Source organism: Synechococcus sp. SynAce01 (assembly GCF_001885215.1).
Taxonomy (GTDB): domain Bacteria; phylum Cyanobacteriota; class Cyanobacteriia; order PCC-6307; family Cyanobiaceae; genus Regnicoccus; species Regnicoccus frigidus.
On sequence record NZ_CP018091.1, the window covers coordinates 1,848,019 to 1,865,030 of the forward strand.

Sequence of the window (17,012 nt, forward strand, 5' to 3'; positions counted from 1 at the left end):
TGCATGGCCAGGGCCGACTAAATAGACTCGGTGTTCTCGAACCTGCAGAGGCTGGAGCGTTGCGTTCATCTCTCCCATCGCTCGTCTGGCGGTCGCTCCTCCCTGGCGTCCTCTTTGTCGCCACGGCGGCATCGGCTGGGCCTGCACCCTTGGCTGAATCCGTCAAAACCACCCGGGCGGCAGCTGTGGCCATCCTGGCTAAATCGGGCAATGAACATTGCCTGCGCGGCAAGCTCACCAATGCCCTGCTTGGCCTGTCATCGAGCTGCGAGGCGGAAGGCCAGCGCTCGGCCCTGTGCAGCTTCAGCGATCGGGTGGTCGTCACCACGGGATGGAGCGTCACCTTCATGGAGAACACCGCCAAAGAGCTCCTGGCCCTCACCAGTGGCCCCTGAAACAAGTTTTTACCGTCGTCCACTCAGATTGGCCATGGAGATTGAGCATTCCGGCTCCAAACCACTAACGCCTGAGCAGCAGGCCATCGTCGCTCAATACAAGGAGAGGGTTGCGCGCAAGGCCGCCCAAGGAGGGCTCACCGCCTCAGATGTGACCCAACTGGTCAAGGAATTGCGGGACCATCCCGAGTTCAGCCTCGAACTGCTTCAGGCCGTTCGAGAGGAGGCCAAACGGCTGCTCCCTCCTGGCGGGCGCATCAATTTCGACTGGGACTGACTCCGAACCCCGAGGCGCCACCACTACCCAGGCCGCTTGGTCCGGGCCCCTGAGGAGTTGGCGCGGCGGGTTTGGGATCACTGCGCGCCTGACAACGGCTGAATAGCCGTTCCCCTGCCTGGTCGATGGCATCACGGCGTTGGAAGCTGTTTTCAGGCCCGGTCTGGGCTTTTTGGAGCACGTCCCAGACGCTGTCCTTGCAGAACGACGACAGCAACGGGTGATCCATCAGCGGATCGGCCAGAGCCCTGGCACGGCTGCACTCGGCCGCTGTGTTCTCACGGGCGCAGCCGAAGGTGGCCAGTTGCACCTGGCGCAACTCGCTGTTGGTGGGGTAGGTGGGGCGCTGGCGGGCTGTTGCCGAAGCGGTCCCGCCGAGAGCGACGACCAGGCTTGTGCCAGCGGCAACCAGGGCGGGAGCGAGAAGGCGGATCCTGGCCATCAACCTGAACGCACGGAAGCTCCATCATCGCCGAGCTTCAGACGATCAGTTGAACGGGGCTAGAGCCCAGGCGCAACGGTTGCTGCCGACCCACCCAGGAGCGTTTCAAGCTCGGGCCGATCCATGGGCTCAGCCAGGCGATTGTCTGCCGAACCAGCCCCGAGCGGCGGAGCAGATCGCCCTGCCTGGCCTCATTCCGCTGCAGCGCCTGGGCCTGGCGGATCTCCGCTTCCCGCTCCGCCTGAATGGACTCCAGGGCCGCATCAATCGCGGCCGGCTCCGCTCCTTCCCGCCAGACCGGCACCAGCCAATTGGCCGCCACGATCGCGTCACGCAAGGCCATGTTGATGCCTTGGGCGCGAATCGGACTCATCGGATGGGCCGCGTCGCCCAGCAGCAGCAAGCCTGGCCGATGCCAGTGCGGGGCGCTGCCCACCCGCACCGAAAGCCGTTGCGGAAGTGAGAGCGCGCCGGCCTGGGCAAGGAAGTGGTTCGCCAGCCAGGCTGGAGAGAGCGCGGCAAAGGCTTCGGCCCATTCGCGGCCGCTGCGTTCGATCCGCTCACCGGCCGCGATCAGCCAGCCGAGCTGGAGCTCGCCGTCCTTGGCGCCATGGAACACGCTGAAGCCGCCGCTGGCTCCGAGCTGGACAATGAACAGGTTGTCGGCCACGAAGCGCGGGTGGGCCGGTAGCCGAAACCAGAGGATGTCGATCGGGCTCCGCTCCTGATCGAGGCGCAGGCCTGCTTTGGTGCGCAATCGGGAGGCCCTGCCATCGGCGGCGATCACCAGGCTGGCGGCTTGCACCTCCCCGCCCGCCAGGCGCACTCCGCGTACCCGGTCTGCATCGATCACCAGACCCTCGGCGGTCTGGCCAGGTCGCCAGCGGAAGCCGGCACAGGCCCTGGCCCTGGAGATCAACGCTTCGAGCAGGGCTGTCTGGGGCACCAGCAAGCAGGGCCGCTGGGCCCCCATCGGCTCATCGACACGGAACAAGTCGCGGCCATTGACTCGAAAGCCCCAGCCACTCAGCGGGCGGCTGGGCAGGGAGGCCAGCAAGGCGGGCGAAGCGATCTGATCGAGGGCATCGAGCCCGCAGGGCATCAGGCCCTCGCCACGGAACACCCGCTCCAGGTCATTCACGGCGTCAAGCAGGGTGACCGGCAGGCCACGCTCTGCCAGCACCAAAGCCAGGGAAGCGCCGGCAGGGCCAGCGCCAACGATCACCACAGGATCTGTCACCACAGGATCTGTCAAAACACCCTCACCTTCAAGCCACCCCCGAGGGAACGGCCCCCATCAAGTGGCTGCCACGGGGCGATGCGGCAGCACGCTCGGTTCCGCTGCCGCAGGTTCGGTGCCTGCGCTCCAGCTTCCGCTGCATCCGCGCGGTGATCCCAAGCTCGGCGCCCTGCCACATCCGGTCCATTTCCCTGGTGAAGTGGGCCGCCAAAACCGGGGAGTGAACGACCAGCAGCGCTTCATCGTTGGCGTGGGCCGCCGCCGGACTCCAGTTGAACGAGCCGGTGATCACCGTCTTGCCATCGATCACGGCGAATTTGTGGTGCATCTTGTCGCCGCGGGCCAGTTTTGGTGTTCCCACCCCCTGCAGCGGTCGTGTCCATGGGGTGTTGTCAGTTTCGATCTTGCAGCGATGGTCGGGCAGGGCGACGCCGAGCAGGTCGAGCACCTCCGAGAAAGAGCGGCTGGCGAATCCCGGATCGGCCAGCAGACGGATCGCCATCCCCTGGTGATTGAGAAGGGCCAGCTGGTCGGCCAGACCCTGGGCCGAGAACACGAACAGGGCCATGTCCACGTGGCTGGTGGCCTGGGCCAGGCGTTGCTCCAGAAAAGCCAGGCCGTTCTCTGGATCGCGGCGGCGGTGGGGGGAAAACAGGACCTCCACCGCGGTGTTGCCCACCGATGCGGATTGCACGCCTCCTTGCTCCTTGCTGATGCCGAATCGGCTATCAGCCTCGCCTCCGGGGCCGTCCCCCCACATCCGCTGGAATTCGGCGTCGAACAACGCCGCCAGCGCAGGGCTGTCGATCCGCAGCAGGTGATTCACGTTGCCGCGGGTGCGGCTGGCTCCGGCATCACCGTGGGTGCCGGAAGCGGTGAAGTTGGCTGATCCGGTGACCAGCCAGCGGCCATCGGCGATCAGAAACTTGTGGTGCATCAGGCCGCTGCCGGCACTGCCATCGGCTGTGTCGTCGATCAGGGGGATCCCGCCCCGCTGCAGGATGGCCACCGCATCACCTTGTTCCAGTTCGGCGCTGCTGAGGGCACCGTCGCGATCGCGATCGGCCAGGGCCATCAGCCCGGAATGGCGCAAGCGCTGATGGGGGCTCAGATCGTGGAGGTGCTGATGGCTCCAGGGAACGCTGTAGGTGTTTTCAAGCACGACCTTCACCGCGATGCCGGCCCGATGTCTGGCGACGAGAGCCTCGGCCACCCGGGGCAAGGCAAGATCTTGAACGGCGACCAGGATTTCCCGATCGGCCCGCTGAATCGTCTCCAGCAGCAAGCTTTCGAGGTCATCACCGTTGCGGGAGCGTCCATCGATCGGGCTTGTGTAATGCCGATCGCTGCGGTGATTGAAGGCCACCTCGATTCCGGCGGGCAGCGGCAGGTCAGCCGGACCCTGACCGACGATCCGGGCGGTGGCACCACAGCCCCCCAGAGCCAGGGCCAGGGCCAACAGACCGGGCCCTGGCAGCCAGGATGCGGAGAATCGACTGGGGGTCCACCAAGAGGAACGCTTCAACGCTGCTGAACGACAGGCTCTCCTCAAGGTTCCCCGTTGATTGAGCCTTGGACCTCAGCTGTGATGCTCGCCGGGCATTTCGGCGGTGCGGAGCATCAGCACGAACCACACACAGCTGGCCGCGACGGTAAGGCCAACACCTGCTCCGACACTGACCCGCACCATCAAAATCGGAACCAGAATCGGCAGAATCAGGGCCCCTGCCAGTGGGGTGAAGGCGACGAATGTGCGGTTCAACTCAGAACCACTCGGCGATGGCCTGGCTGGAGGGGTTGCTGTTGTCCTCCGGAGTGGATCGACCGAACTGCAGGGTGATGCTGCGCTTCTGCTCACCGTCGGCGGCGATGGCCTCGATCGGATAGAGCTGCTGGCCGTCGCGGAACGGCACCTGGATGCGGAAGGTGCCTTCGGGGGAGAGGGGCACATCCTCATTGCCGATCGAAAGCTTGGCGGAGGGATCGGTCGAGCCGTAAACAATCAGTTCGGCGTCGGCCACCAGCCAGAAGGAGCGTTGGCGGGAGGCCACACCACCGGCCACCGATTCGTTCCGCCCACTGGCCCATACACCGATTCCTGAATCGCTCAGGCCATGGCGAGGGGACGGGCCGTAGAGATCCCCGCGCTCATGGAAGGCTTCAGAGCCCCGTCCGAAACGTGGGCCGGCCTTGCTGCTGCTGCCGGTGGAGGAGGGCAGGGTGGCTTTCTTGTAGAGCCGCTCATGCAGATCGCTGTAGGCCGTTTCGACAGGGGCGGAGAAGGGGGTGGTGCTGCTGCTGGTGGGAGATTCCAGCGAGAAAGGAACGAACTGATCAAGGATCTGCTCGCTGGGATGCAGGGCGGGAACCCGGGCCGATGCGGAGAAGCCCAGCGAAATCCAGCCCCCACCCACCTTGCGATAGCCCATCTCAACGCGGTAATCCCGATCACTCATCGGAACAGGGAGGTACCACTCGGTGGCATGGCTGTCGACAGGCACCTCCTGCAGGGTGTGGGTGTGGGTGGCGCCGCCGGAAAGGCCGGTGACGTCGGCGACCCGCAGACAAAGCTGGCTGGCTCCTGAGGACAGCGCCTGGCGACGATCACCGTCGGCGATCTCCCAGAATACGTAGGCCCACTGGGGATCCCTGGGCAGGAACACCACCTTGGTCTGGGCACCGGGTCGGGGTGCGGGGGAGAAGTCTGCTTCCAGTTCGGCCAGGCTGGCAGAGACTGCAGAACCCTCGGAAGCCTCAGGAGGGTCGCCGGTCTGCATGGCGCTGATCTCCTCTGTGAGCTCGTTTTTAGGCTTACGACTGTATTGACCGACACCAAGGCCACTGGCGACCTGGCGAAGTTGCCTCAGGGTCATTCTCGCCAGCGATGTCAGGGCCTGAGTCACTGTCGCTAGTTCTCTGACTTCCTCCTCACTCTGCTGGAGAAGGTCGGTGCAAAACCGCCGGAGGCATGGTGCGTCAGCAACCACTGACGCCTAGGCCGGTGTGCCAGGACACAAAAAACGGCGGTGATGAACCGCCGTGAAGCCAGTGATGAACTGGCTCAAGGAGCAATGAGCGTCAGCGCCCGATGCTGCGGTAGGGGACCTTGGAGAGGTAATCCATGCCGGCATTGCCGGAGGCCGCCGCGCCGGTGCGCAGGGCCGGCAGGCTGCGAACCCAGGGCAGGTAATCCTCGGGGAAGCCACCACGGCGTTGCTTGGCCCGTGCGGGCAGGCTGCGGACCGTTCCTGTGTAGATGACCTGGGGGAAGCCCAGGACTCCACGGTGGTACGCGTCGTAGCGCGGCGTGGTGATATTGAAGGGGGTTTCGCCCACCTCGCGGGACCCGACCACACGGTTGCGGTGGTAGGGAACCGTGTCGTAGCCAAAGTTCTCGAGGTATTCCTGGCTGCTCAGGATCTGGTCGACGGCGCCGGCGACGCCCTTGGTCATGATCACGGCGGACCAGGCGATCTCCTCGGCTTTGCCGTACACCTGCCGGCCCAGCAGCTTCTCAACCAGGTGGCGGGCCACCCTGTAGTTGCTGTTGAGGTTGTAAAAACTGCGCGTGAAGGTGTCGGATAGGCAGAGGGCCCGGATGAAGTCACGCACGGTGATCTGGCCGTCACGCAGCTGCGACTCCAGGATCGTGTCGCGATCCACCTTGAAGGCGTGGAAGAAGATCTGGCGGTAGGCCGTCTCGATCACGAAGTTCTGGGCTTCCCGGTCGATGGCTTTGTCGATCGAGACCGTTTTGGGGTCTTCGTCGGAGCCGATGCGCAAGGACTTGACCCGCGAGTTCTGGGTCGTCGGTGCGTAGGTCAGAAGCGGGATAGCCACACGTGCGTCGTCAACCGTCGCTGCCGATCGTAGAAGGGGGCCTCGGGCAACCTCGCGGCGCCAGGCCAGGGCTCACAGTCCGTAACGTTCGCGGCTCACCAGCCAAAGGCCGACAGGGGGCTGGCCGCCAAGTCTGGGAGCGCGCGGTCGCTGACCTCTGCAGCGGGGGATGGCTCTGTGCTGCAGCGGCTTTCGACGCAGAACGAGGCCGTGTTCGAGAGGCCTTCGACGGTGCTGGTGCGCAGCCTCACGTCGGGGGAGGGGAACCAGAACCGCTCAAGCGAACTCATGGTCTCGTAGGCGGTGGTGAGCAGCAGGCCATCGCGGTCGTCCATGCGGAAGTGCCCAGCTACCGGTGAGGATTCGGCGTAGCCGCGATCCCGTAGCAACAGACCTTCCCGGCCCCGTGCATCGGTTGGGATCAGGCCGAACACCGATTCGCCCTGGTGGTCTTCGCCGGCTTTGTCCCAGGCCATCGATCCACTCCAGCGCACCTGGCAGCCCCCCACCAGCTGATCGGGCTCCTGGCCATGCAGGGTGGCGATCGCCAGCAGCCGTGGATCATCGGCGGCTACCTCCACTACCTCGATCAGCGAGCCTCCAGCTTCGGCGCGGCGATGCAAGAGGTGATGGCTGGTGCGCTGGGAGCGCCAGCGCCCGCAGCTGAGCCTGAAAAAACTGATGGCATCGGCAATCGAAACGCTCACGGGCTGGTGACGGCTTTAGCGATGATCGCAACTTCTTCGCCCCTCCCGTTCAGGTGCCCACCTCGGGAGTCCTGGCAGCCCTGGCTGCAGCCTTTTGCTGGACGCTCGCCAGCAGCCTCTGGCGGCGCCTGCCCACCTCCTTGAGCGCCGCCCAGCTGAACCTGGTTAAAAACCTGCTGGCCCTGGCGCTGCAATTGCCGCTCGTGCTCTTCGGGGGCTGGCGGGTGCTGCCCGGGGCTTTCGCCCTGCTGCTGGCCAGCGGGGTGGTTGGCATTGCCGTGGGTGACAGCCTCTACTTCGCGGCCCTGCGCCGGCTGGGAACGCGCCGCACCCTCACGATTGAGGCCGCTGGACCAGCGATCACGGCGTTGGCTGGTGTTGTTTTTCTTGCCGAGCTGCCCACCCAGGCCCAGTGGCTGGGCCTGACCCTGATCTCCCTGGCCGTGGTGGTGGTGGCCGTTCAGCAACCACCCCGCTGCGGCGCTCTGCCATCGCCTCCCGGTACCCAGCGAATGGGTTTGCTGCTGGCCTTAGCGGCCCTGCTCTGCGGCAGCGGTGGTGCCCTGCTCTCCCGCGCTGCGCTGCTGGCCTCTGATCTGACCCCACTGCAATCGGCCACCGTGCGCCTGGCGGCAGCGGCGGTGGTGTTGTTGCCGTTGTTTCGCCACCTGCCGGCTCCAAGGGCTCGGCCGCGGCTGGCCCGATCACGCTGGCCGCTGGTGCTGGTGGCCACATTGCTGGGCACCAGCGCCGGCATTGTTCTTCAGCAAGCCGCCTTGCAGGCCTTACCGGGCGGCTTGGCGGTGGCGCTGCTCGCAACGGCACCGGTGATGGCCTTGCCCCTGGCGCGGCTGGAAGGCGACAGACCCGGTCGGGCCGGTTGGTTGGCTGCCCTGCTGGCCCTCGCTGGCGTCAGTTTGGTGGTGGGGCTGGCAGGCCCGCTGCTGGCGGGCTGACGCGGGCGCGGGCCTGGGCATCGGCCCATTGGCAGAGGTCGCTCAGCTCCAGCCCCAGCGGAGCGAGACCCAGCGGTGCGGCGATCTGCTCAAGCTGGAAGGCGGCGCTCTGCAATTGATCCAGAAAGGCCTGCGCAAAGGCTGGATCGTTGTAGAGGGAATCCTGGCTGGCCAGCCAGGATTCCAGTTGCTGTTGGGCTGGAACCGGCCCCTGGCGCTGGCCGGCGATGGCCTGAAGGCAGCGCAAGCTGTGGGCCAGCAGACGCAGGTGGTGGCGCTCCAGGGAGGGCAGCAGGCTGGCCTCCAATTGCAGGAGATCGTCGCTGCTGAGCGGCCCGATCTCAGCCATTGATCTCAGCCATTGCTGGTTGTGTCATCTCAGCGTCAATCCTGATGGACGGGTTCGCTGGCCCTGCCGCCCTTCGGGGTGAGACGGAAGCCGCAGGAGTGCCCTCCCTCCAGGCGCCAGTGCACCCGCTCGATGCTGCAATCAGGGAAGGTGTGGCGGATCTGCTGCAATTCCTGGTCGCAGATCTGGGGGAACTGCTCGGCAAGGCGGCCCACGGAGCAGCGGTATTCACTCATGCACCAGGAGAGGCCGTCGCCATCGGCGCTGAACTCAGACATGTAGCCCTCTTGGCGGCGCAGTTCCACCAGCCGCTCCAGGCGTTCGGTCAAGCTGCCCTCACCGATTTCCTGGCGGTCACAGGACCCCTTGGTCATCGCCTGCTGTCGCAGCAGGTTCTTCACCATTTCGGGCGGCAGGCTGGCGGCCATCGAATGCAGCAGTCCGAGGGCGAACTGTTCGCCTCCGTCGGGGAACTGGTCGCGTCCGGCCGTGGTGAGCCGCCACTGGTTGGTTGGCCGCCCCGGGCCTTCCGAGCTGGCGCTGGCTTCCACCAGACCTTCCTCTTCAAGGCTGCGCAGGTGACGACGCATGACCTGGACAGAGACCTCAAGGAGTTCGGATAACTCAGCGGCCGTTGCAGCTTTCTGACGCAAGAGCAGGGTGAGCGCCGCCTCACGGGTCGGGGCCTGGGTAGAAGTGCTCATCAGAGGAAGTCGGTCGGTCTGGCGAGACACGAACCTTCTGTTCACCCTGCCACGCCTGCGTTGAAGCTGTGGGCTGCTGTGGTCAGCCCCCCATCACCAGCCCATCTGCCTTAAGGTATCCATTAAGGAAACGCAAAAGTTTCGCAATTCAAATCCTGAAGGTTGCGTTGGCCAGAAGCTTCTCCTCGCCCACTCCCGAGCAGCCGTCTAGGCAGCTCGTGGGCCGTTCTCTGTCCCGTACCTCCTTACATTTGATTCTCTAGCCAGCTCGCCGTTCGAGCCTCGGTTCTGCGATCGTCCCAAGACCGCACCCTGCCCTCGCCCTAGCCCTTGATGGCTCCGGTTTCACCCCTGACCACCGAATCCATGTCTGAAGCCCCTTCCGCCGCAGCGGTTCCATCCACCGAAAATCTGGAGGTAATCCGGAAGTTTGCCGAAACCTACGCCCAGCGCACGGGCACCTACTTCTGCAGCGATCCAGGGGTGACGGCGGTGGTGCTTGAGGGTCTGGCCCGCCACAAACAGGAGCTTGGCGGGGCCCTTTGCCCTTGCCGGCATTACGAAGACAAAGAGGCCGAAGTTTCCCAGGCCTTCTGGAACTGTCCTTGCGTGCCCATGCGTGAGCGCAAGGAATGCCATTGCCTGCTTTTTCTTACAGAAGACAACCCTTTCCGGGGCGAAGATCAGGCCATCACGCTTGAAGAGATCCGCTCCCACACTGCCGCTCCCACCGCCTGAGCCCCATGAGCACCGCATCCACCGTCAGTGACTTGGTCAGCCAGCCGTACAAGTACGGCTTTGTCAGTGATATCGAAACAGAAAAGATCGACAAGGGCCTGTCTGAGGATGTGGTTCGTCTGATCTCTGCCAAGAAGAATGAGCCAGCCTTCTTGCTGGAATTCCGTCTGCGGGCCTTCCGCCAGTGGTTGAAGATGGAGGAGCCGGATTGGTCAACGGTGAGTCATCCGGTGATCGATTATCAGAGCATTATTTATTACGCCTCGCCCAAGCAACGCGACAAGAAGGCAAGCCTCGATGAGGTGGATCCGAAGCTGCTCGAAACCTTCGACAAGCTTGGTATTCCGCTGAGCGAGCAAAAGCGACTCAGCAACGTGGCTGTCGATGCTGTTTTTGACAGTGTTTCGATTGCCACCACCTACCGCGAAAAACTGGCGGAGCACGGAGTGGTGTTCTGCTCCATCAGTGAGGCCGTCAAAGACCATCCTGAGTTGATTGAGCGCTACCTCGGTTCGGTGGTGCCCGCCAATGACAACTATTTCACGGCCCTGAATTCTGCCGTGTTCAGCGATGGTTCCTTTGTGTTCATCCCCAAAGGTGTGGAGTGCCCGATGGAACTCTCTACCTACTTCCGGATCAACTCCGAGGACACGGGCCAATTTGAGCGTACCTTGATCGTCGCTGAGGAAGGGGCTTCTGTCAGCTATTTGGAGGGCTGCACAGCTCCCATGTTTGACACCAACCAACTCCACGCCGCCGTTGTGGAGTTGGTGACCTTGGACGACGCCACGATTAAATATTCTACCGTTCAAAATTGGTATGCTGGTGATGAGAACGGCAAAGGCGGCATCTACAACTTTGTGACCAAGCGGGGTCAATGCCGTGGCGACCGCAGCAAGATCAGCTGGACCCAGGTGGAAACCGGGTCGGCCATCACCTGGAAGTACCCCAGCTGTGTGCTGCTCGGAGCTGATTCCGTTGGTGAGTTCTATTCCGTGGCGCTCACCAACAACCGTCAGCAGGCTGACACCGGCACCAAGATGATCCATGTCGGCCCGCGCAGCCGTTCGACGATTGTGAGCAAGGGGATCAGCGCTGGCCATTCCTCCAACAGCTACCGCGGGCTTGTGCAGATCGGGCCCAAGGCGGTGGGTGCGAAGAACTACAGCCAGTGCGATTCGATGCTGATCGGCGATCAGGCCGCCGCCAACACGTACCCCTACATCCGCTCCCAGCAGCCGGACGCGTCGGTGGAGCACGAAGCCAGTACCTGTCGCATCTCTGCCGACCAGCTCTTCTACCTGCAGAGCCGGGGAATCGGCTTTGAGGCGGCGGTGTCGATGATGGTGAGTGGCTTCTGCCGCGATGTGTTCAACCAGTTGCCGATGGAATTTGCCGCCGAAGCCGACAAGCTGCTCGCCCTCAAACTCGAAGGTTCCGTCGGCTGAACGCCCTCACTGGGTTCTCCCGCTTTGATCCCTTTCTTTTCTGTTGCCGCCCAAGCGGTGGCCTTTCTCGCTCTTCCTTCCCCGTTTCCCCGTGATCAGTCCCGACGCCGACCTGCTGCTTGAGATCGTTGATCTCCATGCCCGCGTGGAGGACCAACCTATCCTCAAGGGCGTGAACCTGACGATCAGGGCAGGAGAGATCCACGCTGTGATGGGACGCAACGGCAGCGGCAAAAGCACCCTCTCCAAGGTGCTGGCCGGCCACCCCTCCTACACAGTTACCGCTGGCTCGGTCCGCTACCGCGGCCAGGATCTGCTGGAGCTCGATCCCGAGCAGCGGGCCCGGATCGGTCTGTTCCTTGGTTTCCAGTATCCCATTGAGATTCCTGGCGTAAGCAATCTCGAATTTCTGCGGGTGGCCACCAATGCCCGCCGCAGCGAGCTGGCCAAAGAAGACCTTGACCCGTTCGCCTTTGAAGATCTGGTCCGTGAGCGGCTGGAAGTGGTGCAGATGAACCCCTCGTTCCTGGAGCGCAGCGTCAACGAAGGCTTCTCCGGCGGCGAGAAGAAACGCAATGAGATTCTGCAGATGGCTCTGCTGGAGCCGGTGGTGGCGATTCTCGATGAAACCGATTCCGGCCTCGACATCGATGCCCTGCGGATCGTGGCCGGTGGCGTCAACCAGCTCGCCACCGCCGACAACGCCACCTTGCTGATCACGCACTACCAGCGGCTGCTTGATGTGATCACCCCTGATTACGTCCATGTGATGGCGGCGGGACGGATCCTGCGCACCGGCGGCAAGGAGCTGGCCCTGGAACTCGAAGAACGCGGTTATGACTGGGTAGACCAGGAGTTGGCCGTCCTGGAGGTGGCTTGATGGTGTCCGCCAGCACGTCCACGACGAGCAGCGCCCAGCCGATGGCTGCCAATGCCTGGATCACCGAATTTCTGGAGCGACTGCCGGCTCCGAGCGGTGACCTTGAAGCCGTTCAGTGGCGCGGCCGTGAGGCCCTGGCCCGTCAACCGCTGCCCTCGCGGCGCAACGAAGACTGGCGCTTCACTGATCTCGGGTCCCTCAAAGCCCTCGATCCGGCGCTGCTGGCCCAGGTTGAGGCAACCGAGGGGACCGACCCTGCGGCCATTCCCATTGCCGATTCTGCTGATGCCTTGCCAGCTCCGGCTGCCGGCACCATGCGGCTGCGGCTCGACGGCCGCCATGACCCCCTGGCCGGCCAGACCCTGCCAGCCGGGCTGACCAGGCTCAGCGGCGAAGAGCTTCAGCAGGCCCTCGGCCACACACTTGCCCGCTGCGGCTGCGAGCAGCACTGGCCCGTGGAGTTCAACCAGGCCAGCGCTAGCCACTGCCTGGCCTTGCGGGTCAGCGGCAGCGTCGCTGAAACCCTTGAACTCGTGGCGACGGCCAGTGGGGAGTCGGCGCTCTTGCCGATCCGCGTGCTGTTGCTGCTCGAGGAGAAGGCCAGCTTGAAGGTGTTGCAAGTGCAGCTCGGTTCAGGCTCCAGCCTGAGCAGCCTGGTGGTGGAGATGCATCTGGGCCGCGAGGCCGAAGTGCAGCATGGCCTGCTTGCTTTCGGTGAAGGGGAAGCCTGTCTCCTCGCTCACCTGGCGGTGGAGCAAGAAATCGAGAGCCGCTTCCATTCCGTGGTGGCCAGCCGTGGTTGGGCCCTGGCGCGCTTCGAACCGCGGATCACCCAGGTGGAAGGGGCAGCCCACACTGACCTGAAGGCGATTCAGGTGGCGCAAGACCATCAACTGGTTGACGGGCACAGCCGGGTGGAGTTTCTCGGGCCGGACGGCTCGCTTGAGCAACTGCACAAGGCGATCGTCGACGGCCATGGGCATAGCGTGTTTGATGGCGCTGTGAGCGTCCCTCGCCGGGCCCAGCGCACCAATGCCAACCAGATGAGCCGCAACCTGCTGCTCTCTGATCAGGCCCGCATCGACACCAAGCCGGAACTGGAGATCGTGGCCGATGACGTGCGTTGTACCCACGGCGCCACGGTGAGCCGCCTCCAGCATGACCAACTGTTCTATCTCCAGAGCCGGGGGATCGATGCCGCCACGGCCTCGCGTCTGCTCAAGCGTGGCTTCTGCCAGGAGGTGCTCGTTGATCTCCCCGCCGCTGCTGCCTCTTGGCAGCCCCTGCAGCGCCTTTTGGCGGAGGTTTGAGCAGCGATGACAGCCTCACTGCACAGCCAGCTTTCCCCGTTGCGGGATTCCAAACCAGCGGCCAGTGAGCCTGCCCTGGCGGCCCCAGAACCTGCCCAGCCCAGTCAGGAGCCGGTGGCCCAGAACCTGGCGGAACAGACCCGGCCCGATTTCCCTTTGTTGTCTCAGCAGGCCTGCCTGGGCCAGGGGCTGATTTATCTGGATTACGCCGCCACCAGCCAGAAGCCCCAGCAGGTGCTCGATGCCCTGCAGACCTATTACAGCCGCGACAACGCCAACGTTCACCGCGGCGCCCACCAGCTCAGCGCCCGCGCCACCGACGCCTTTGAGGGGGCCCGCGAGAAAGTGGCCACCTTCATCGGTGCGGCCACCCCGCGCGAAATTGTGTTCACCCGCAACGCCAGCGAGGCGATCAACCTGGTGGCCCGCAGTTGGGGCGATGAGAACATCCGGCCCGGCGATGAGATTCTGCTGACGGTGATGGAGCACCACAGCAATCTGGTGCCCTGGCAGTTGCTGGCTGCACGTACCGGTGCGGTGCTGCGCCATGCCGGCCTCACCGAAACCGGAGAGCTCGACCTCGAAGACTTCAAGCAAAAACTCAGCAACCGAACCAGGCTGGTGAGCGTTGTTCAGATCAGCAACACCCTGGGTTGCCTCAATCCGATCGAGGCGATCGCCAAGCTCAGCCACGACGCCGGCGCCCTGCTGCTGGTGGATGCCTGCCAAAGCCTGCCGCATCTGCCGGTGAACGTGACGGCCCTGGGGGCTGATTTCTTGGTGGGCTCCTCCCACAAGCTCTGCGGACCCACCGGCATGGGCTTCCTCTGGGGGCGGGAGGCGCTGCTCGAGGCGATGCCGCCGTTCCTGGGTGGGGGTGAAATGATCCAAGACGTTTACCTCGAGAGCAGCAGCTGGGCCGACTTGCCCCATAAGTTCGAAGCGGGCACCCCGGCGATCGGTGAGGCCGTGGGTATGGGAGCGGCCCTGGACTACCTCAACGCCATCGGCCTCGATCGCATCCACCGCTGGGAGCAGACACTCACCGGCCGGCTGTTCGAGCGCTTGCAGGCGATTGAGGGGCTGAAGATTCTCGGCCCCACCCCCGAGCAACAACCGGATCGCGGGGCCCTGGCCGCTTTCAGCGTGGAGGGTCTGCATGCCAACGACCTCTCGGCCTTGCTTGATGCCAGCGGCATCTGCATCCGCAGTGGCCACCACTGCACCCAGCCACTTCACCGCCACTACGGCCTGGCTTCATCGGCCCGGGCCAGCCTTAGCTTCACCACCACCTTCGAGGAGATCGACCGTTTCGCCGACGAACTCGAAAGCAGCGTGGCTTTTTTGAAGGAACACGGCTGAGCTGGGGCGCGATCGATGCTGGAGCTGGTGACGGCGCTGCTGATTGATCTCTCTGAGCAGAAGCTTTACGCCTACGACGATCAGCAGCGCTTGCTCTATGCCGCCCTCGTGTCGACTGGGCTGCCCGCCACGCCAACCCCGACAGGACGGTTTCAGATCGGCAGCAAGTACAGCGAAACAACGCTGGTGGGCCCCGATTACCGCATCCCCGCCGTACCGAACGTGATGTGTCTGGTGGGTGGCGGCCTCATCCCTGATCAGCTCTGCTTTCATCCGGCCCCCTGGCAGGAGAATGCCGGGCAGTGTTTTGGCGTGGACCGCAGCCACGGCTGCATCCGCACCACGAGCGCCACGGCCCGCTGGTTGTTTCTGCGCACGGCTGTGGGCACGCCGGTGGAGATTCGCCCCTGAATCGTTTAGCGTTGTGGCGGGCAGCGCTTGCGGACGAACGGCTTGTTCTGGTCTGGCCAGCCGGCATAGGTGACATCGCTCAGGCTGGATTGGTCGGGGGAGAGGAGGAACCGACGCAGACCCAGCCAGGTCTGCCCTTCCCCGGCCATGGCGGTGATCAGGGCCAGCTCCGAGGTCCCGCTGGTGACCACCGCGACGGTGGGGCCGCCACTTTCGAAGAAACTGAGCGTGCCGGCCTGCAGTAGCAGGCGCGTTTCCATGTTGAACGGAGAGTCGCAGGGGTAGCGGCTGTCCTGCCATTCGCCGCGGAAGCGTTCGGGGATGACAGGCTGCAGCTCGGCGGCGCTCGCATTGGAGCCAGTGCAGGCGGCAACGGCTACCAGGCCCAACAACAGAAGGGGGTTTCGGCGCATCGTTTTTGGCCTATCCCTCAACGTACCGGGGTGCGAGGTGCGCAGCACGGGGGCCATTCACTTATCTATTAGAGCGGGGCAATGACATCCGTGCGATTCAGGAATTGCTGGGCTATCAGGATCTGAGCACCACCGTGATCTACACCCATGTGCTTAACCGTGGACCCCTGGGCGCGAACAGCCCCGCAGACTTTGTGTAGCAAAACAAACATGTGCTTCTCTGACCAAGGAACGACGGGCGGGCAGTGCTTGCGGATCCTGAGGATCTCGAATTCGACTGGGTTCTGACGAAGAAGTAACCGCGCAATCAGCAGGGTTCACGGAAGCAGCGGTACCAAGCAGGCTGGTTCTCAGAACCGTCCAATGACAAGTTTGACAGACCGGTAAGTGGAGCCCCTTTACCACTCCGCGGCGAAGCAGCTAGAGTAATTTGAGGAGGTGTCTTCAATGTCTAGACAGTTTGACGTAGTAGTCGAAAAAGATTCAGAAGGGTTTTTCGTAGCGACCGTCCCTGCCCTACCAGGTTGCCATACGCAATCTAAATCGCTAGATCAATTAATTGAGCGAATCAAGGAAGCCATTGAGCTTTGCATTGAGGTTGCTGGCACGGATCCTGAGTTACTTGATTTTGTAGGAGTACAGAGAGTGACAGTAGAAGTGTGACGAGATATTCTGCGGTTTTCAGGCAAAATCCACATCGCAGCCTTGATGAGAATTGGTTTTGAAGAAATCAGGGTCAGAGGTAGCCACCGTTTCCTTAAGCACCCGGACGGAAGAACAACAGTTGTTCCGGTACATTCCAATGAAACTCTGGGGCCTGGTCTCTAGGCAAGCATCCTTCGTGATATCAAGCTCTCACGAATTGGATTGCAAGACCTTCTATGACGAACTCAACGGCTGTCCAACATCAAGATCCAGCGGCCTGGTCCAAAGGTGCCTTATGGATGCATTGGACTTCTCCCCGCCGCTAATCTTGAGCATTTGGCTAAGAAAGCAGAAAAATCTTTATAGATAAAAGCCTCGCTCCGACGGCTATGCAGAAGTGATCTAGGTTGATGAGCTGGTACGCTTAGCGAAAATTGATGTTGCTGGCTTGAGACAACTATTTGGATGAGGCAGCCAGAAGTTGTGCGAATAGATTGGCGCTAAATCAGTTGCGCCAATGCGCCTCATCCGTTGAGCTTATTGTTGACGCCGCCGCCGAGAAATACCTGCGGCAGCTTGAAACTGGAGCTTAACCCATGAAGAAAATGCCAGAAAATCTTGTCTCTTATAGCCGAACATCAGAATTTTCTGAAGACACGGTGCCACAGGGGTTGTTGCGTGGGCACCAAACCAAAGAAGGGGTTTGGGCGAAAATCGTGGTTCTTGAGGGGGAGTTGCTCTATCGGATGCTGGAGCCCGAAGTTGAGGAGGTGATGCTTTCCCCAGGCACGCCGGGAGTTGTAGAGCCTGCATGGCTGCATGAAGTGAAGCCAAAGGGGCAAGTGCGCTTCTTTGTTGAGTTTTTCCACGCAGAAGCCCCGTAACCAGTTGAGAC

At 63.0% G+C, this 17,012-nt stretch carries 20 protein-coding genes and 1 pseudogene; 11 read left to right on the top strand and 10 right to left on the bottom strand.

What is annotated here, in order from left to right; genetic code table 11:
• Positions 1–149: 149 nt before the first annotated feature.
• On the top strand, positions 150–395 hold the full coding sequence (locus tag BM449_RS14680) for a hypothetical protein (RefSeq protein WP_120352779.1): 246 nt from the start codon (positions 150–152) through the stop codon (positions 393–395).
• Positions 396–429: 34 nt separating this feature from the next.
• Positions 430–672 carry a hypothetical protein gene (locus tag BM449_RS09675; RefSeq protein WP_071801048.1) on the top strand — a complete coding sequence of 81 codons (243 nt, stop codon included), beginning with the start codon at positions 430–432 and terminating at the stop codon, positions 670–672.
• Here the strand turns inward: BM449_RS09675 and BM449_RS09680 are convergent.
• From BM449_RS09680 to BM449_RS09710, 7 genes are all read right to left on the bottom strand, one after another.
• On the bottom strand, positions 653–1,114 hold the full coding sequence (locus tag BM449_RS09680) for a hypothetical protein (protein ID WP_120352780.1): 462 nt from the start codon (positions 1,112–1,114) through the stop codon (positions 653–655). The genes BM449_RS09675 and BM449_RS09680 overlap by 20 nt on opposite strands.
• Before the next feature lie 37 nt (positions 1,115–1,151).
• On the bottom strand, positions 1,152–2,357 hold the full coding sequence (locus BM449_RS09685) for an FAD-dependent monooxygenase (RefSeq protein ID WP_233830621.1): 1,206 nt from the start codon (positions 2,355–2,357) through the stop codon (positions 1,152–1,154).
• 25 nt (positions 2,358–2,382) lie between these two features.
• Positions 2,383–3,807, bottom strand: coding sequence for a phospholipase D-like domain-containing protein (locus BM449_RS09690; RefSeq protein ID WP_083544652.1), 1,425 nt, complete (start codon positions 3,805–3,807; stop codon positions 2,383–2,385).
• 126 nt (positions 3,808–3,933) lie between these two features.
• On the bottom strand, positions 3,934–4,116 hold the full coding sequence (locus BM449_RS09695) for a hypothetical protein (RefSeq protein WP_071801049.1): 183 nt from the start codon (positions 4,114–4,116) through the stop codon (positions 3,934–3,936).
• A gap of 1 nt (position 4,117) precedes the next feature.
• Positions 4,118–5,227, bottom strand: a complete 1,110-nt coding sequence (locus tag BM449_RS09700) for a DUF4912 domain-containing protein (RefSeq protein ID WP_186437634.1) — start codon at positions 5,225–5,227, stop codon at positions 4,118–4,120.
• Between the two features lie 205 nt (positions 5,228–5,432).
• Positions 5,433–6,194 carry a phycobilisome rod-core linker polypeptide gene (locus BM449_RS09705; RefSeq protein ID WP_071801051.1) on the bottom strand — a complete coding sequence of 254 codons (762 nt, stop codon included), beginning with the start codon at positions 6,192–6,194 and terminating at the stop codon, positions 5,433–5,435.
• Positions 6,195–6,289: 95 nt separating this feature from the next.
• Positions 6,290–6,901, bottom strand: coding sequence for a phycobiliprotein lyase (locus BM449_RS09710; RefSeq protein WP_071801052.1), 612 nt, complete (start codon positions 6,899–6,901; stop codon positions 6,290–6,292).
• A gap of 53 nt (positions 6,902–6,954) precedes the next feature.
• On the opposite strand from BM449_RS09710, the gene BM449_RS09715 reads away from it, so the two are divergent.
• Positions 6,955–7,857, top strand: a complete 903-nt coding sequence (locus BM449_RS09715) for a DMT family transporter (protein WP_071801053.1) — start codon at positions 6,955–6,957, stop codon at positions 7,855–7,857.
• On the opposite strand, the gene BM449_RS09720 is transcribed toward BM449_RS09715, so the two are convergent.
• The gene (locus BM449_RS09720; protein WP_071801054.1) at positions 7,814–8,206 is read right to left on the bottom strand and encodes a hypothetical protein; all 393 of its coding nucleotides are present in this window, start codon (positions 8,204–8,206) and stop codon (positions 7,814–7,816) included. The genes BM449_RS09715 and BM449_RS09720 overlap by 44 nt on opposite strands.
• 35 nt (positions 8,207–8,241) lie before the next feature.
• A complete protein-coding gene (gene sufR / locus BM449_RS09725; protein ID WP_071801055.1) occupies positions 8,242–8,910 on the bottom strand; it encodes an iron-sulfur cluster biosynthesis transcriptional regulator SufR in 669 nt (222 codons plus the stop codon).
• Positions 8,911–9,276: 366 nt separating this feature from the next.
• On the opposite strand from sufR, the gene BM449_RS09730 reads away from it, so the two are divergent.
• The 6 genes from BM449_RS09730 (at position 9,277) to BM449_RS09755 (ending at position 15,059) form a co-directional block, all read left to right on the top strand.
• A complete protein-coding gene (locus BM449_RS09730) occupies positions 9,277–9,648 on the top strand; it encodes a ferredoxin-thioredoxin reductase catalytic domain-containing protein (RefSeq protein ID WP_071802179.1) in 372 nt (123 codons plus the stop codon).
• Positions 9,649–9,653: 5 nt separating this feature from the next.
• Positions 9,654–11,096: a Fe-S cluster assembly protein SufB gene (gene sufB, locus BM449_RS09735; RefSeq protein ID WP_071801056.1), complete on the top strand. Its 1,443-nt coding sequence runs from the start codon at positions 9,654–9,656 to the stop codon at positions 11,094–11,096.
• A gap of 91 nt (positions 11,097–11,187) precedes the next feature.
• On the top strand, positions 11,188–11,976 hold the full coding sequence (sufC, locus tag BM449_RS09740; protein WP_071801057.1) for a Fe-S cluster assembly ATPase SufC: 789 nt from the start codon (positions 11,188–11,190) through the stop codon (positions 11,974–11,976).
• 41 nt (positions 11,977–12,017) lie between these two features.
• Complete coding sequence (gene sufD, locus BM449_RS09745; protein WP_233830623.1) at positions 12,018–13,286, top strand: Fe-S cluster assembly protein SufD; 1,269 nt, start codon at positions 12,018–12,020, stop codon at positions 13,284–13,286.
• 6 nt (positions 13,287–13,292) lie between these two features.
• Positions 13,293–14,648: a SufS family cysteine desulfurase gene (locus BM449_RS09750; RefSeq protein WP_083544502.1), complete on the top strand. Its 1,356-nt coding sequence runs from the start codon at positions 13,293–13,295 to the stop codon at positions 14,646–14,648.
• A 15-nt stretch (positions 14,649–14,663) separates the two neighbouring features.
• Complete coding sequence (locus BM449_RS09755; protein ID WP_071801058.1) at positions 14,664–15,059, top strand: L,D-transpeptidase; 396 nt, start codon at positions 14,664–14,666, stop codon at positions 15,057–15,059.
• Between the two features lie 5 nt (positions 15,060–15,064).
• On the opposite strand, the gene BM449_RS09760 is transcribed toward BM449_RS09755, so the two are convergent.
• The gene (locus tag BM449_RS09760) at positions 15,065–15,472 is read right to left on the bottom strand and encodes a hypothetical protein (protein ID WP_071801059.1); all 408 of its coding nucleotides are present in this window, start codon (positions 15,470–15,472) and stop codon (positions 15,065–15,067) included.
• 65 nt (positions 15,473–15,537) lie between these two features.
• On the opposite strand from BM449_RS09760, the pseudogene BM449_RS09765 reads away from it, so the two are divergent.
• Both BM449_RS09765 and BM449_RS09780 read left to right on the top strand, forming a co-directional pair.
• Positions 15,538–15,672, top strand: a pseudogene (locus tag BM449_RS09765) (tyrosine-type recombinase/integrase); the annotation flags it as partial.
• A gap of 1,041 nt (positions 15,673–16,713) precedes the next feature.
• Complete coding sequence (locus tag BM449_RS09780; protein ID WP_071801061.1) at positions 16,714–17,001, top strand: DUF1971 domain-containing protein; 288 nt, start codon at positions 16,714–16,716, stop codon at positions 16,999–17,001.
• Positions 17,002–17,012: the final 11 nt, after the last annotated feature.